General features: G+C 65.6%; 10 protein-coding genes and 1 pseudogene. 7 read left to right on the plus strand and 4 right to left on the minus strand.

Going from position 1 to position 14,852, the window contains the following annotated elements; genetic code table 11:
• Positions 1-254: 254 nt before the first annotated feature.
• Entirely contained in the window at positions 255-2,465 is a 2,211-nt protein-coding gene (locus tag DBR12_RS11165) for a malate synthase G (protein WP_108617308.1), read from the minus strand.
• A 321-nt stretch (positions 2,466-2,786) separates the two neighbouring features.
• Between DBR12_RS11165 and DBR12_RS11170 the strand changes: the two genes are divergently transcribed.
• The 3 genes from DBR12_RS11170 (at position 2,787) to DBR12_RS11180 (ending at position 6,462) form a co-directional block, all read left to right on the plus strand.
• On the plus strand, positions 2,787-4,712 hold the full coding sequence (locus DBR12_RS11170; RefSeq protein WP_108617309.1) for an acyl CoA:acetate/3-ketoacid CoA transferase: 1,926 nt from the start codon (positions 2,787-2,789) through the stop codon (positions 4,710-4,712).
• A 143-nt stretch (positions 4,713-4,855) separates the two neighbouring features.
• Positions 4,856-5,791 carry a LysR family transcriptional regulator gene (locus DBR12_RS11175; RefSeq protein WP_108617310.1) on the plus strand — a complete coding sequence of 312 codons (936 nt, stop codon included), beginning with the start codon at positions 4,856-4,858 and terminating at the stop codon, positions 5,789-5,791.
• 29 nt (positions 5,792-5,820) lie between these two features.
• Positions 5,821-6,462 carry a response regulator transcription factor gene (locus DBR12_RS11180; RefSeq protein ID WP_108617334.1) on the plus strand — a complete coding sequence of 214 codons (642 nt, stop codon included), beginning with the start codon at positions 5,821-5,823 and terminating at the stop codon, positions 6,460-6,462.
• A gap of 54 nt (positions 6,463-6,516) precedes the next feature.
• On the opposite strand, the gene DBR12_RS11185 is transcribed toward DBR12_RS11180, so the two are convergent.
• Both DBR12_RS11185 and DBR12_RS11190 read right to left on the minus strand, forming a co-directional pair.
• Positions 6,517-7,248 carry a hypothetical protein gene (locus DBR12_RS11185; protein ID WP_146185517.1) on the minus strand — a complete coding sequence of 244 codons (732 nt, stop codon included), beginning with the start codon at positions 7,246-7,248 and terminating at the stop codon, positions 6,517-6,519.
• A 109-nt stretch (positions 7,249-7,357) separates the two neighbouring features.
• Entirely contained in the window at positions 7,358-10,057 is a 2,700-nt protein-coding gene (locus tag DBR12_RS11190; protein WP_108617335.1) for a PAS-domain containing protein, read from the minus strand.
• A gap of 242 nt (positions 10,058-10,299) precedes the next feature.
• On the opposite strand from DBR12_RS11190, the gene DBR12_RS11195 reads away from it, so the two are divergent.
• Positions 10,300-11,670 (plus strand): dicarboxylate/amino acid:cation symporter, encoded by a 1,371-nt coding sequence (locus DBR12_RS11195; protein ID WP_108617312.1) that lies wholly within the window; start codon positions 10,300-10,302, stop codon positions 11,668-11,670.
• Between the two features lie 164 nt (positions 11,671-11,834).
• The gene (locus DBR12_RS11200; RefSeq protein WP_108617313.1) at positions 11,835-12,281 is read left to right on the plus strand and encodes a DUF2214 family protein; all 447 of its coding nucleotides are present in this window, start codon (positions 11,835-11,837) and stop codon (positions 12,279-12,281) included.
• A 97-nt stretch (positions 12,282-12,378) separates the two neighbouring features.
• Here the strand turns inward: DBR12_RS11200 and DBR12_RS11205 are convergent, their stop codons facing one another.
• Positions 12,379-12,720, minus strand: a complete 342-nt coding sequence (locus DBR12_RS11205) for a PsiF family protein (RefSeq protein WP_108617314.1) — start codon at positions 12,718-12,720, stop codon at positions 12,379-12,381.
• Positions 12,721-12,938: 218 nt separating this feature from the next.
• Between DBR12_RS11205 and argS the strand changes: the two genes are divergently transcribed.
• The gene (gene argS / locus DBR12_RS11210) at positions 12,939-14,660 is read left to right on the plus strand and encodes an arginine--tRNA ligase (protein ID WP_108617315.1); all 1,722 of its coding nucleotides are present in this window, start codon (positions 12,939-12,941) and stop codon (positions 14,658-14,660) included.
• Between the two features lie 15 nt (positions 14,661-14,675).
• Positions 14,676-14,852: pseudogene (locus tag DBR12_RS22775) on the plus strand (sporulation protein); the annotation flags it as partial.

Below are 14,852 nucleotides of genomic sequence, written 5' to 3' on the forward strand. Positions count from 1 at the left end.
GACCAGTGTACGGCGATGTGCGCGGGATGAAGCGGCCTCGCTACCGGGCTGCCCAACCCCGCTCTAGCCAGCGAGGCGAGGTTCCGTGCGCTGTGGTGCGCCGCAGTGAGCGGATGAGGCAGAAATACCAATAAAAATAGCTGCCTGCGCGCGTTGATATTGCGCAAGCAGCTATCAAATAAGTAGCAATAGGCTGCGGTGCACCGCGATGGCGCCCACCGGGGCGCTCACCACGCGCCTGCGCAGGCGCCGTATCAGGCGGCTTGTGCGGCCTTCAGCTTCAGGCGCCAGGCGTGCAGCAGCGGCTCGGTGTAGCCGCTGGGCTGCTCCATGCCCTTGAAGACCAGATCGCAGGCCGCCTTGTAAGCCATGCTGGTGTCAAAGTGTCCGGCCATGGGCTGGTACAGCGGATCGCCCGCGTTCTGGCCGTCCACCACAGCTGCCATGCGCTCGAACGTGGCACGCACCTGGGCTTCGGTCACCACACCATGGTGCAGCCAGTTGGCCATGTGCTGGCTGCTGATGCGCAGCGTGGCGCGGTCTTCCATCAGGCCCACGTTGTGGATGTCGGGCACCTTGGAGCAGCCCACGCCCTGGTCCACCCAGCGCACCACGTAGCCCAAGATGCCTTGTGCGTTGTTGTCCAGCTCCTGCTGCTTCTCGGCGTCGCTCCAGTTCGGGGCGGCGGCCACGGGCACGGTGAGCAGGCCGGTCAGCAGGTTGTCGCGCTCGGCGTTCACATCGGTCTTTTCCAGCTCGATCTGGATGTCGCTGACCTTCACCTGGTGGTAGTGCAGCGCGTGCAGCGTGGCACCCGTGGGGCTGGGCACCCAGGCGGTGTTGGCGCCAGCCTTGGGGTGGCCGATCTTCTGCTTGAGCATCTCGGCCATCAGGTCAGGCATGGCCCACATGCCCTTGCCGATCTGCGCCTTGCCGCGCAGGCCGCAGCTCAGGCCCACCAGCACGTTGTTCTTTTCGTACGACTGGATCCAGGCGCTGGTCTTCATGTCGCCCTTGCGCACCATGGGGCCAGCGTGCATGGCGGTGTGCATTTCATCGCCCGTGCGGTCCAGGAAGCCGGTGTTGATGAACGCCACGCGGCTGCTGGCAGCGGCAATGCAGGCCTTGAGGTTGACGGAGGTGCGACGCTCTTCGTCCATGATGCCCAGCTTGACGGTGCTGTCGGACAGGCCCAGCAGCTTCTCGACGCGGCCGAACAGCTCGGCAGCAAAGCCCACTTCGGCGGGGCCGTGCATCTTGGGCTTGACGATGTAGACGCTGCCCTTGCGGGAGTTGCGAATACCGTTCGCGCCATGGCCTTGCAGGTCGTGCAATGCGATAGCCGTTGTGACCACCGCATCCATGATGCCTTCGGGGATCTCGCGCACCTGATCCTGCGCATCCGTCCACAGGATGGCCGGATTGGTCATCAGGTGGCCCACATTGCGCAGGAACATCAGCGAGCGGCCATGCAGGCGCACTTCGCCGCCTTGGGGGGCGGTGTAGATGCGATCGGGGTTCAGGCCGCGTGTGAAGGTCTTGCCGCCCTTGGCGACCTGCTCGGTCAGCGTGGCCTGGATGATGCCCAGCCAGTTGCTGTAGCCCAGCACCTTGTCCTCAGCGTCCACGGCAGCCACGGAGTCTTCCAGGTCCAGGATGGTGGAGAGGGCCGCTTCCAGCACCAGGTCGCTCACGCCTGCTGCGTCGGATTGGCCAATCGGCGTGCTGCGGTCGATCTGGATGTCCAGGTGCAAGCCGTTGTGCTGCAGCAGCACCGACGAAGGCGCAGCGGCATTGCCCTGGTAGCCCTTGAACTGCGATGCATCTTTCAGACCCGTGGTGCTGCCGTTGGCAAGCAACACGACCAGTTGGCCCCCTTCGACTTTGTAGCCCGTCGAGTCCTTGTGCGAGCCTGCAGCCAAAGGCGCCGTGTCATCCAGCACCTGGCGCGCAAACGCGATCACCTTGGCGCCGCGCACGGGGTTGTAGCCTTTGCCCTTTTCAGCGCCGCCTTCTTCGCTGATGGCATCGGTGCCATACAGCGCGTCATACAGGCTGCCCCAACGCGCGTTGGCGGCGTTCAGTGCATAACGTGCGTTCAGGATGGGCACCACCAGCTGTGGGCCGGCCTGGGTGGCCAGCTCGTCGTCCACATTGGCGGTGGTGGCCTTCACATCGGCGGGCTGGGGCACCAGGTAGCCGATCTTTTCGAGGAAGCTGCGGTAGGCCACCATGTCCTTGATGGGGCCGGGGTTGGCCTTGTGCCAGGTGTCCAGCTCGGTCTGCAGGCGGTCGCGCTCGGCCAGCAGGGCGATGTTGCGCGGGGCCAGGTCGGCCACGATGGCGTCGAAGCCCTTCCAGAACGCTTCGCTGCCCACGCCCGTGCCGGGCAGCACCTTGTCTTCGACAAAGCGGTACAGGGAGGTGGCCACTTGCAGGCCGTGGACTTGGGTGCGGTCGGTCATGGAAAGGCTCGCTGAAAAAAGAGAAAAAAAGCCGCTACGAAGCGATGATGCACAGACTGTATTGCAAATATCCGCACACATAAATACGCTGAAAATCTCTAAACCAGTGACTTTTAAGCAAAAGTGGTGCGGTGTGCGGGCCAGGGAGTCTGGGCGGCAAAAGGCATCGAAGCGAAACGCGCGAGACCGGTTTAGCGCGCGTTGCAGCCGATGCTCCTTTTGCCGTCCAGACGCCCACGCCATCCGTAGTCGTCCGTAGTGGTGCTGGCGCCCAATAGCCACTACGCTGCGCGCACAACCACACCAACGGGAGACAAACCCATGCAGGTACCCCTGTCCGCTGGCGCGCTGAACGCTGCCTACAAGAACAAGATCGTCAGCGCCGCCGACGCGGTGCAGCTCATCCACGATGGCGACACCGTGGCCACGGGCGGCTTTGTGGGCATCGGCTTTGCCGAGAGCATCGCCGTGGCACTGGCCCAGCGCTGGGAATCGACGCAAACCCCGCGCGACCTCACGCTGGTCTACGCCGCAGGCCAGGGCGACGGCAAGCAGCGCGGCCTCAACCACCTGGGCCATGTGGGCTTGCTCAAGCGCGTGATCGGCGGGCACTGGAGCCTGGTGCCGCGCATCCAGAAGCTGGCGGTGGACAACCAGATCGAGGCCTGGAACCTGCCCCAGGGCGTGATCACGCATTTGTTCCGCGACATTGCTGCGGGAAAGCCCGGCACGCTCACGCGCGTGGGCCTCGACACCTTTGTGGACCCGCGCCACGGCGGCGGCAAGCTCAATGCGCGCACCACCGAAGACCTGGTGCGCATCCTGCCCATCGACGGGCAGGACTACCTGTTCTACAAGGCTTTCCCCATCCACGTAGGCATCATCCGCGCGACCACGGCCGATGCGGATGGCAACCTCACCATGGAGCGCGAGGCGCTCACGCTCGAAGCGCTGGCCATTGCCATGGCCGCGCGCAACTCGGGCGGTGTGGTCATTGCGCAGGTCGAGCGCATCGCCGAGCGCGGCACGCTCAACCCCAGGCAGGTGAAGGTGCCCGGTGTGCTGGTGGACGCGGTGGTGCTTGCCACCGAGCCCGCGCACCACCACCAGACCTTTGCCGAGCCCTACAGCGCCGCGTTTGCGGGCGAGCTGCGCGTGCCCATGGACACTCTGGAGGCGATGCCGCTGACCGAGCGCAAGATCATCGCCCGCCGTGCGGCGCTGGAGCTGCGTCCGCACCAGGTGGTCAATTTGGGCATTGGCATGCCCGAGGGCGTGGCCAACGTGGCGGCCGAAGAGCGCATCATCGACCTCGTCACGCTCACGGCCGAGCCCGGCGTGATCGGCGGCATCCCCGCAGGCGGCCTGAACTTTGGCGCGGCCGTGAACCCGCAGGCCATCATCGACCAGCCCAATCAGTTCGACTTCTACGACGGCGGCGGCCTGGACATCGCGATCCTGGGCCTGGCGCAGGCCGACCAGCACGGCAACCTCAACGTGAGCAAGTTCGGCCCGCGCCTGGCGGGTGCGGGCGGCTTCATCAACATCAGTCAGAACGCCAAGACCGTGGTGTTTGTCGGCACCTTCACGGCAGGCGCGCTGCAGGTCGAGGCGGTGGATGGCCACCTGCATATCCTGCACGAAGGCGGCGCGCGCAAGCTGGTGCGCGAGGTGGAACACCGCACCTTCAGCGGCGCCGAGGCACTGCGGCGCGGCCAGCGCGTGTTGTATGTCACCGAGCGCTGCGTATTCCGCCTGGTGCCCTCGGGCGGTCCGGAGGGCGGCGGCGCGCTGGAGCTGATCGAGCTGGCGCCCGGCATTGACCTGCAGCGCGACGTGCTCGCCCACATGTCCTTCACGCCGCGCATCAGCCCGGGTTTGCAGACCATGGACATGCGCCTGTTCGAGCCCGGACCGCTGGGCCTGCGCGAGCAGTTGCTCAACCGCCCGCTGGTGCAGCGCTTTGAGCTCGACGCTGCGCGCCAGCTGCTGCACATCGACTTCTCGGGCCTGCAGATCAACGCCGCCAGCACCATTGATGCCATCGAGCAGGAGGTGCGCCGCCTGCTCGCTCCGCTTGCCGCACAGGGCGAGCGCGTGGGTGTGATCGTGAACTACGACCACTTCAGCATCGCGCCCGACCTGGCAGACGCCTACGCGGCCATGGTGCAGGGCCTCACGCGCGACCACTATGCCGAGGTCAAGCGCTATGGCACCGTCGGGTTCCTCAAGTCCCGATTGATCTGATTGCTATACTAATGATAGCTATCAAGGCAATATGGTCGCGCGCAGGGGTCTGTTTTTGCTTCAAATTTCTCTGTAACTTGGGGCCGCCGCGCTACCAAGGCCGGGCGCAGGCCCTAGCGTGGATGTCTCCATAATCACCGCCCATGGACAAACTCAAGGCCTTCGAATCCTTTGTATCGGTGGCCACGCGCGGCAGCCTCACGGCGGCGGCCAAGGCCGAGGGCGTGGCGCCCGCCATCATGGGGCGACGGCTGGATGCGCTCGAAGAGCACCTGGGCGTCAAGCTTCTGGTGCGCACCACGCGCCGCATCAGCCTCACGCACGAGGGCAGCGCGTTTCTGGAAGACTGTCAGCGCCTGCTGTCCGATGTGGCCAATGCCGAGGCCAGCGTGTCCGAAGGCGGCGTCAAGGCCACGGGCCATCTGCGCATCACCGCGCCCGCCGGTTTTGGCCGCCGCCATGTGGCGCCGCTGGTGCCGCGCTTTCGCTCTGCGCACCCGGACGTGACCATCTCGCTCAACCTCAGCGACCGCGTGGTGGACCTCGCGGGCGAAGGCTTTGACTGCGCGGTGCGCGTGGGAGATCTGCCCGACTCGTCGCTCGTGAGCGTGCGCATTGCCGACAACCGCCGCCTGTGCGTGGCCACGCCCGAATACCTGCAGCGCCACGGCACGCCGCGCCACCCCAGCGAGCTGGTGCAGCACGATTGCCTCACACTGTCGAGCGAGGCATCCCAAACACGGGGCTGGGCGTTCCGCATGCCGCTCGAGGGGGGGGGCGCCGAGGTCATTCACCTCAAGCCCGGTGGGCCGCTTGATTGCTCGGACGGGCAGGTGCTGCACGACTGGTGCCTGGCGGGCTACGGCATCGCCTGGCGCAGCACCTGGGAGGTGGAGGCCGAGATTGCCGCAGGGCGGCTGGTGGAGGTGCTGCACGATTTCGCCGCGCCGCCCAACGGGATCTATGTAGTGTTTCCGCAGCGCAAGCACATGCCGCTGCGGGTGCGGCTGTGGATCGAGCACCTCAAGCACCAGTACGCGCAGCCGGCGTTCTGGAAAGGCCCCCAGACCGGCGGCTGATGGCCCCGTGGCAGACTGCACAACACTCCATGTCCTCCGCGCCCACGCTCCTCGTCGCTGACGACCACCCGCTCTTCCGTGCGGCCGTGCTGCATGTGCTGCGCGAGCGGCTGCCGCAGTTCCGCACGCTGGAGGCCGCCAGCGCCGCCACGCTGGGCCAGGCCCTGCAAGACCACCCCGAGGTCGAGCTGGTGCTGCTGGATCTGAGCATGCCCGGCACGCGCGGCTTTTCGGCCCTGCTGCATGTGCGCGGCGAATACCCCGAGCTGCCCGTGGTCATCATCTCGTCCAACGACCACCCCCGCGTCATCCGCCGCGCGCAGCAGTTTGGCGCGGCAGGTTTCATTCCCAAGTCCGCACCCGCCGAGGCCATGGGCGACGCCATCCAGGCCGTGCTGGACGGCGGCAGCTGGTTCCCGCCCATGGCGGCTGAGCGCTCCGAGGCCGACGCCGAGCTGGCCGCGCGGCTGGCGCAGCTCACGCCCCAGCAGTTCCGCGTGCTGCTCTGCCTGGCCGATGGTTTGCTGAACAAACAGATCGCGGCCACGCTGGGCTTGGCCGAGAACACGGTGAAGGTGCATGTCACCGCCATTCTGAAAAAGCTCGCGTGCTACAGCCGCACGCAGGCGGCGGTGCTGGTGAAAAGCCTGGAGACAGAGTCCACCGCGTGAGCGGCCGGGCGTGTCTGCGCCAAGTGGGTGGCACAGATCCGAATCGATGGCGTGCTATAGCGGAAGGAACGTGTACACGGAGTCGAACGGGTAGCTGCCGTTGGTGCGCTCCGAATGGACGTGCAAGCCGTCGTCCTTCAGCACGCCGTTCATCTTGAACGCGCCAAACGAGGCTTTGAGCCGTGCGCTGAACGCGTTGTCGCCAGGTTTGTAGGTGCCTTTGACAATGAAGGAGTCGCCGGTGCTAAAGCTCTCCATCGCAGCGCGGGCCTGGAAGCGGCCCCCGGTGCTTTGCCAGAAGATCTTTCCGTCGGCCGTGAAGCACAGGTAGGTCCAGCCCTTCTCCCGCTTCGTCTCGTACACGCCGTCAAAGCGCACGCCAGATGGGCATTGGACGGGGGCGCCGGGTTCCGGGGTGGTTAACGCAAGCGTTCGGGCTTCGCTGCCATCGGCGAGGTACAGCGCATGGCCTTCCGGGTCGAAGATGTGCACGCCATGTTCCTGGGCGATTGCTCGCAGCTGCTGCAGCCGCTCGGTGTTGAACTCGCGCAGCTCGAGCGCCATGGCGAGCACCGGCCCTGTGGGCTGGTTGTGGTCAAAGCCTTCGTACCAGATGGCGCTCCCGGTGCCGTCTGTCGGACAGGTTTGCAATAGATGCTCGAAGAAGGCCGCGATGCGCGCGGTGGGGGCCTTCTTGCTGTCCTGCCATTTCTCCACAAAGTCTGCCGCTGCATCTGCGGTTTTGGCACGCGGGGCATCCATCGCATACAGAATTGCTTCGCTCATCGTTCCGTCCTCCGCTTCGGTGTGTAGGTGCTGACGCGGTACTTTATGGTAACCAAGGTGCCTGGGGGTTCTGTCCTGGCGTTCCCTGGGTCCCCACCGTGAGAGATGTCTACCTCCTATTGCTTTCCCCCAGCCGCAGCAGCGTTTGGCTCATCAACGCCCGCAGCGCCGGGGCGCGCACCGGCTTGGCCAGAAAGCCCCAGCCGCGCTCGGCGGCCTGGCGGCGCAGGGTGGCGTCGCGCTCGGCCGTGACCAGGATCACGGCCGGGGTCTGGCCCCAGCGCTCGCACAGCTGGACGTACACATCGGGGCCATGGTGAGTCGTGCCCAGGTGCACGTCCAGCAGCACGAGCTGCGGCGCTTGGCCGGGCTGGGCGGCGGCCAGGGCCTCGGTGGCGTCGCCCGCCACAGGCACCTGGCAGCCCCAGCGCTGCAGCAGGGCCTGTGTGGCAGCGCAGGTGGGGGCATCGTCCTCAATGACCCAGGCGGTGCCGCCTTGCAATGGAGCATCTTCTTGCGGGGCTTGTTGAATGGTGGTGGGGGTGGCGTCTGGCTGTGGCGCGGCGGCCGGGTTGCCCAGTGGCACACACACCCAGAACACGCTGCCGCGCCCCAGTTGCGAGCGCAGGCCAATCTCGTGGCCCAGCAGTCGGCCCAGGCGTTCGACGATGGCCAGGCCCAGGCCTGCCCCCCGGTCGTCGGCGCGGCCTTCGTCCAGGCGGCGGAATTCTTCGAAGATCTCGCGCTGCAGTGCCTCGGGGATGCCGGGGCCCTGGTCGTGCACTTCGATGCGCAGGTGGTCTCCGGCCTCCCGCTTCACCCGTCTGCAACCCACCACGATGCGCCCGTGCCGGCTGTAGCGGATGGCGTTGGAGACAAAGTTCTGCAGGATGCGGCGCAGCAGGTTTTCATCGGAGTGCACCACAGCACGCGTGGGCACGCAGCGCAGCTTTAACCCCTGGCTTTCGGCCAGCACGCCGAAGTTGTGGCCCAGCACCTGCAGCAGCGGGCCCAGCGCCACGTCGTGGATGTGCACGTCGAACTGGCCCGATTCCATGCGCGATATGTCGAGCAGGCTGTTCAGGATTGCGTCCTGTGCGGCCAGTGCGCCGTCGATGCTGTCCACCGCGTGCCGCTCGGCATCGCCTGGCACATGGCTGCGCAGCAGCGAGGTGAACATGCGCGCGGCGTTCAAGGGCTGAAGCAGGTCATGCACGGCGGCGGCGACAAAGCGGGTCTTGGAGCGGTTGGCCTGCTCGGCCTCGCGCCGTGCGGCGTCCAGGTCGCGGGTGCGGTCGGCCACGCGCTGCTCCAGCGCATCGGCCAGCGAGCGGAGCTCGCGTGCGGCGTTTTTGTAGCTGGTGATGTCGGCGTAGCTGGTCACAAAACCGCCCTCGGGCAGCGGGTTGCCCCGGATCTCCAGCACCGTGCCGTCGCCCTTGGCGCTCTCGTGCAGGTGGGGCGTGCCGCTGCGCAGGTAGGCCAGGCGGCGTTCAATGGCGTCTTCCACCGGGCCCGGGCCCAGCAGACCCCGGCGCGCGTTGTGGCGCATCAGGTCTGCGATGGGGCGGCCCACCTGCATCAGGTCGGTCGGGTAGCGAAACAGCTGCACGTAGCGCGAGTTCCAGGCCACCAGGTTCAGCTCGGCATCGATGATGACCACGCCCTGGGGCAGGTGCTCCAGGCTGCGGGAGAGGCCCGTATCCGTCCGCTGCGCGGCCTGCTGAGCTGCCTGCACGATGCCGTCTTGCGCGGTGCGCAGCTCCTGTGCGTGTTGCTGCAGCACAGTCTCCAGCTCCTGGCGGCTGCGCTGGCGCAGGCGCGCCAGCCGTTGGCGCTGGCGCACAAACAGCACCAGCAGCGACAGGGCCAGCCACCCTCCGCCCCCGGCTGCGGCAGCCCAGCGGCTATCGGCCACGCTGCTGTGTGTTGCGTGCACCAGGTGCAGTTGCCACGGCGTGCCGGGCAGCGGCTGGGTTTGCCACAGCATGCGGCCGGGCGTGACAGGCATGTCGGGCGAGGGCCGCACGCGCACTAGGCGGCCACCGTTGTCCATGCGGTCGTCCACTCGGTAGTCGAGTGGGCGCAGGGGCTGGTCGGAGTATTGCCGCGTGGTGTTCAGCTCGCGGCGCTCTTCGTCGTCCAGTGGCTCTAGCAGGCGGTAGCGCCAGGCATCCTGGCTGGCCAGGAAGACCACGCCGTGTGCGTCCGAGGCCAGCACGATGTCGGGCGTTTGCAGCCATTCGCGTTCCAGCTCCTGCAGTGCGATTTTGATGGCCACCAACCCCAGGGTGTGGCCGGTTTCATCCCGGATGGCCTGCGACAGGAAGTAGCCTGGCTCGCCCGTGGTCACGCCAATGCCGTAAAAGCTGCCGCGCCCCTGGGCCAGGGCTTGCTGCACGTAGGGGCGAAAGCTGTAGTCCACGCCCACATTGCTGGTGGCCGTGCGCCAATTGCTGGCGGCTACGGCCAGGCCGTCGCGGTTGAGCAGGGTGAGGGTGGAGGACTGGCTGGCGCCATTGGCCTGCTCCAGCTTGCGGTTGAGCTGTGCCACCTCGGCGGGGCTCAGTGGGCGTTGCAGTGCACTTTGCAGTTGGGCATCCAGCGCCAGCACCTCGGGCAGGGTGCGGTAGCGGTCAATGCGCTGGGCCAGCGTCTGCGCATACAGGGCCAGCTGGCGCTGCACGCTCTCACTTTCGTCCAGCAAAGACCGGTGCCAGGCCCACTGGCCAGCCACGAACATGCCGACCACCGTGCCTGCAAGCAGGATGAGCAGCGTCCAGAACTGGCGGGGGCGGGGCGTGGGCATGGCAATCAAGCGGGGTTCTGACGCGGCAGCAAAGCCACTTTGGTGCGTGTGGAAGTGTGCCGCACCAGGCGGGCGACTAGGTGATTACCCTGATTTGGTGCGCGCATTCTCCTCTGGGGCCACACTCGACTAATACCAATAGGTTATCGGCTGAAACAAAGTGCAGCGGTACAAACGGCACCCTTATCGCGCGCCGGAGGCACCCCGGTGGTGCAGTCCAGTGACACCAGGAGACCCGTTCCATGCACAACCATTCCGCTCCAGCAGCCTCAACCTTGAAGCTGCCTTTCTATCGGCAACTGTACTTCCAGGTGGTGCTCGCCATCGTCCTGGGCGTGTTGCTGGGTCATTTTGAGCCCGCTTATGGCGAGGCGCTCAAACCGCTGGGCGATGCCTTCATCAAGCTGGTGAAGATGATCATCGCGCCGGTGATCTTCCTGACCATCGTGACCGGCATCGCGGGCATGTCGCAGCTCTCTACCGTGGGCCGCGTATTCGGCAAAGCCATGGCGTACTTCCTGTTCTTCTCCACACTGGCGCTTGTCGTCGGTCTGGTGGTGGCCAACGTGGTGCAGCCCGGCGCGGGCATGAACATCAATGTGGCCGACCTGGATCAGACGGCCGTCAAGGGCTACGTGGCCAAGTCGCACGAGATGACGCTGACCGGCTTTGCGCTGGACATCATCCCCAAGACGCTGGTGAGCCCCTTTGTGGGCGACAACATCCTGCAGGTGCTGCTGGTGGCCGTGCTGTTCGGCATTGGCCTGGCCATGGTGGGGGAGGCGGGCCGCCCGGTACTGAACTTCCTGGACGCTCTGACGACGCCCGTTTTCAAGGTGGTGGGCATCGTGATGAAGGCCGCGCCGATCGGTGCGTTCGGCGCCATGGCGTTCACCATTGGCAAGTTTGGCCTGGGCTCGCTCGTCAACCTGGCCTGGCTGGTGGGCTCGTTCTACATCACTTCGCTGTTGTTTGTGGTGGTGATCCTGGGTTTTGTGGCGCGACTGTGTGGCTTCTCGGTGTTCAAGCTGTGCCGCTACCTCAAGGCCGAGCTGATGCTGGTACTGGGAACTTCGTCTTCTGAATCCGCCCTGCCGTCGCTGATGGAAAAGATGGAAAAGGCCGGTTGCAGCAAATCGGTGGTGGGCCTCGTTGTGCCCACGGGCTACTCGTTCAACCTGGATGGCACCAACATCTACATGACGCTGGCGGCGCTGTTCATCGCCCAGGCCACCAACACCGAACTGACGCTGGGCCACCAGGTGGCGTTGTTGCTGGTGGCGATGCTCAGCTCCAAGGGCGCGGCGGGTGTGACGGGCGCTGGGTTCATCACCCTGGCCGCCACGCTGGCCGTGGTGCCCGAAGTGCCGGTGGCTGGCATGGCGCTGATTCTGGGTGTGGACCGCTTCATGAGCGAATGCCGCTCTTTGACCAACTTCGTCGGCAACGCTGTGGCCACGGTGGTGGTGTCGCGCTGGGAAAACGCGCTGGACCGTGAACGCCTGGATGCCGCACTGAACGGCCACCCGCTGCCTGATGCGGTGTCGGGCGCCGCTGCAGCGGTGGTGCCAGCCGAAATGCCGGTGGGCGTGGTGGCCCGCACGGTGGCCTGATCAGCCAGTTTGGCTGGATTTCGCCCGGCACGGCGCAGACCCAACGGTCTGCGCCGTTTTTTTTGGCCAGGGTGCGCCTTGGCCCACCATGGACAATGGCGGCTGATCTTCCCTTATCGCCTGTCGGAATCGCGACGCGCAACCGAGCCCCAAGGAACCTGACCATGACCCTCGAAGCCGTTCTGGCCGCCCTGCACCTGCTGGCCATCCTGACCTTTGTGGTCTTTTTGTCGAGCCAGGCGGCGCTGTGCCGCATCGAATGGCTCAACGCCGCCGTGGTCGAGCGCCTGGCCAGGCTGGATGTGATCTATGGCGTGGCAGGGGCGGTGATGATTGGCAGTGGCTTGGCCCGGGTGATCTGGGGGGTCAAGGGCGCGTCGTGGTATTTGTCGCAGCCCCTGTTTCATGTCAAGATCACCCTGGTTCTGGTCATGGTCCTGTTGTCGTTTGTGCCTTCGATCGCGTTTCGTCGCTGGCGCCAGAATCTGCGCAGCACCGGAGCCCTGCCATCGGCCCCGGAAGTCGCGCGGGTGCGCCGCCTGGTGATGATCCAGTCGCATGTGCTGCCCGTGGTGGCTGTGATTGCAGTGTTCTGGGCGCGGGGCTGGTAAACCCAGGCATTCAAAAAACAAAAGCCCGCAGGCCAAAGGTCTGCGGGCTTTTTTCACTCTTGCGCCCCGATGGCAGTGCGCAAGGTGTGTGGTTGCATTACTTCTTCAGGCATTCGCTCATGAAGGCCTTGCGCTCATCGCCCTTGAGGGCCTTTGCTTTGGGGTCGGCGTTACAGGTCTTCATCTTGTCTTGTTGTGTTGCGGGCTTGTTGCTCAGGCAGGTTTTCATGAAGGCCTTGCGCTCGTCGCCCTTCATGTCGCCCGCCTCCTTGTTGCAGGTGGCCATCTTGGACTGCTGCTTGGTGGGCTCTGCCGCCGGTGTGGCAGAGGCCGCTGCAGCGGGCGCGGCGGCAGCCGCTTTGGCGGGGGTGTCGGCAGCGTGCGCAGCACCGAACGAAAGGACCAGGCTCAGGGCAGACAGGGTGAGAAGCTTCTTCATGGGGGCTCCGTTGGTAGGTGGCATCAGACGCAACCTGCGTCGGATTGCCCGATTACAACGTACCGGCAGCATGCCCGGCTGACTCGGCGATACGGGTGGAAAGAATTCCTGACAATCTGTTGCGTACTGGCTGCGCCCGGCAAGGGACTAGGCTGCGGGCGCGGGTGCCCGCGGCTGGTCTGCTGGGGCGGATGCGGCCCGGCCCGTAAAATCCCCCGATGCTCTCTGTCAAACACGATCTGCTGGCCGCGCTTGCGGCCGAGCTGGACACCCTCTCCCCCGGCGCTGGCGCCAAGGCAGCCTTTGAATCTCCCAAGGTGGCGGCGCATGGCGACTTTGCCTGCACGGCGGCCATGCAGCTGGCCAAGCCGCTCAAGCTCAATCCGCGCGCTTTGGGCGAACAGCTCAAGGCCGCCCTGGAAGCCACGCCTGCATTCACCCGCTGGGTCGATGCCATCGAGATTGCCGGGCCCGGTTTTCTGAACATTCGCCTCAAGCCCGCTGCCAAGCAAGAGGTGGTGCGCGAGGTGCTGGGCGCGGGCGAGCGCTTCGGCTTTCAGCCCAGCAACGGCCAGCAGGTGCTGGTCGAGTTCGTCTCGGCCAACCCCACCGGCCCGCTGCACGTGGGCCATGGCCGCCAGGCCGCTTTGGGCGATGCGATCTGCAACCTGTTCAGCACCCAGGGCTGGAAGGTGCACCGCGAGTTCTATTACAACGACGCGGGCGTGCAGATCGACACGCTGACCAAGAGCACGCAGCTGCGCGCCAAGGGCTTCAAGCCGGGCGACGACTGCTGGCCCACCGACAGCGAGAACCCGCTGGCCAAGAATTTCTACAACGGCGACTACATCGCAGACATTGCCGAGGCCTTCAAGGCCAAGGCCACCGTGAAAGCCGACGACCGCGAGTTCACCGCCAATGGCGACGTCGAGGACTACGACAACATCCGCCAGTTTGCTGTGGCCTACCTGCGCAATGAGCAGGACAAGGACCTGCAGGCGTTCAACCTCCAGTTCGACGAGTACTACCTGGAGTCCAGCCTGTACACCAGCGGCCGCGTCGAGGCCACGGTGAACAAGCTCGTCGCCAACGGCAAGACGTACGAGCAGGACGGCGCGTTGTGGCTCAAGTCCACCGACTACGGCGACGACAAGGATCGCGTCATGCGCAAGCAGGATGGCACCTTCACCTACTTTGTACCCGATGTGGCCTATCACATCGCCAAGTGGGAGCGCGGCTTCACCAAGGTCGTCAACATCCAGGGCACGGACCACCACGGCACCATTGCCCGCGTGCGCGCCGGGCTGCAGGCGGCTGACGTGGGCATTCCGCAGGGCTACCCTGACTACGTGCTGCACACCATGGTGCGTGTGGTCAAGGGCGGCGAAGAGGTCAAGATCAGCAAGCGCGCGGGCAGCTATGTCACGCTGCGCGACCTGATCGAGTGGACCAGCAAGGACGCGGTGCGCTTTTTCCTCTTGAGCCGCAAGCCCGACACCGAGTACACCTTCGACGTGGACCTGGCCGTGGCGCAGAACAACGACAACCCGGTGTACTACGTCCAGTACGCCCATGCCCGCATCTGCTCGGTGTTGCGCGCCTGGCAAGAGTCTGTGCAGGAGGCGGGCGGTGCGGATGTGGCTTCGCTCAAGGATGTGGACCTGTCGGCCCTGGAAGGCCCGCAGGCCCAGGCGCTGATGCTGCAACTGGCCAAGTACCCCGAGATGCTCACGGCCGCCGCCGACGGCGAGGCCCCGCACGACGTGACCTTCTACCTGCGTGACTTGGCCGCCAGCTACCACAGCTACTACGATGCCGAGCGCATCCTGGTGGACGACGACGTGGTGAAGAAGGCGCGTCTGGCCCTTGTCGCTGCTACGGCACAGGTATTGCACAATGGCCTGGCCGTGCTGGGCGTGTCGGCTCCAGCCAGAATGTAAGCAGTTACTACCAATATGAAAAAGCAACAGACGGGCGGGACCATCATCGGCTTTATCGTCGGCGTCATCGTGGGCCTGGGCGCCGCGCTGGCGGTGGCCGTCTATGTGACCAAGGTGCCGGTGCCTTTTCTGAACAAGGCCGGCGGGCGCACTGCGGACATGGACGCCGCCGAGTCACAGAAGAACAAGAAC

It is taken from the genome of Acidovorax sp. HMWF029, assembly GCF_003060895.1.
In the GTDB taxonomy this organism is placed as follows: domain Bacteria; phylum Pseudomonadota; class Gammaproteobacteria; order Burkholderiales; family Burkholderiaceae_C; genus Acidovorax.

Excerpts from the sequence above, each read along its gene's own strand:
- DBR12_RS11165 (WP_108617308.1), bottom strand. The coding sequence starts at position 2,465 with ATGACCGACCGCACCCAAGTCCACGGCCTGCAAGTGGCCACCTCCCTG.
- DBR12_RS11170 (WP_108617309.1), top strand. The coding sequence starts at position 2,787 with ATGCAGGTACCCCTGTCCGCTGGCGCGCTGAACGCTGCCTACAAGAAC.
- DBR12_RS11175 (WP_108617310.1), top strand. The coding sequence starts at position 4,856 with ATGGACAAACTCAAGGCCTTCGAATCCTTTGTATCGGTGGCCACGCGC.
- DBR12_RS11180 (WP_108617334.1), top strand. The coding sequence starts at position 5,821 with ATGTCCTCCGCGCCCACGCTCCTCGTCGCTGACGACCACCCGCTCTTC.
- DBR12_RS11185 (WP_146185517.1), bottom strand. The coding sequence starts at position 7,248 with ATGAGCGAAGCAATTCTGTATGCGATGGATGCCCCGCGTGCCAAAACC.
- DBR12_RS11190 (WP_108617335.1), bottom strand. The coding sequence starts at position 10,057 with ATGCCCACGCCCCGCCCCCGCCAGTTCTGGACGCTGCTCATCCTGCTT.
- DBR12_RS11195 (WP_108617312.1), top strand. The coding sequence starts at position 10,300 with ATGCACAACCATTCCGCTCCAGCAGCCTCAACCTTGAAGCTGCCTTTC.
- DBR12_RS11200 (WP_108617313.1), top strand. The coding sequence starts at position 11,835 with ATGACCCTCGAAGCCGTTCTGGCCGCCCTGCACCTGCTGGCCATCCTG.
- DBR12_RS11205 (WP_108617314.1), bottom strand. The coding sequence starts at position 12,720 with ATGAAGAAGCTTCTCACCCTGTCTGCCCTGAGCCTGGTCCTTTCGTTC.
- argS (WP_108617315.1), top strand. The coding sequence starts at position 12,939 with ATGCTCTCTGTCAAACACGATCTGCTGGCCGCGCTTGCGGCCGAGCTG.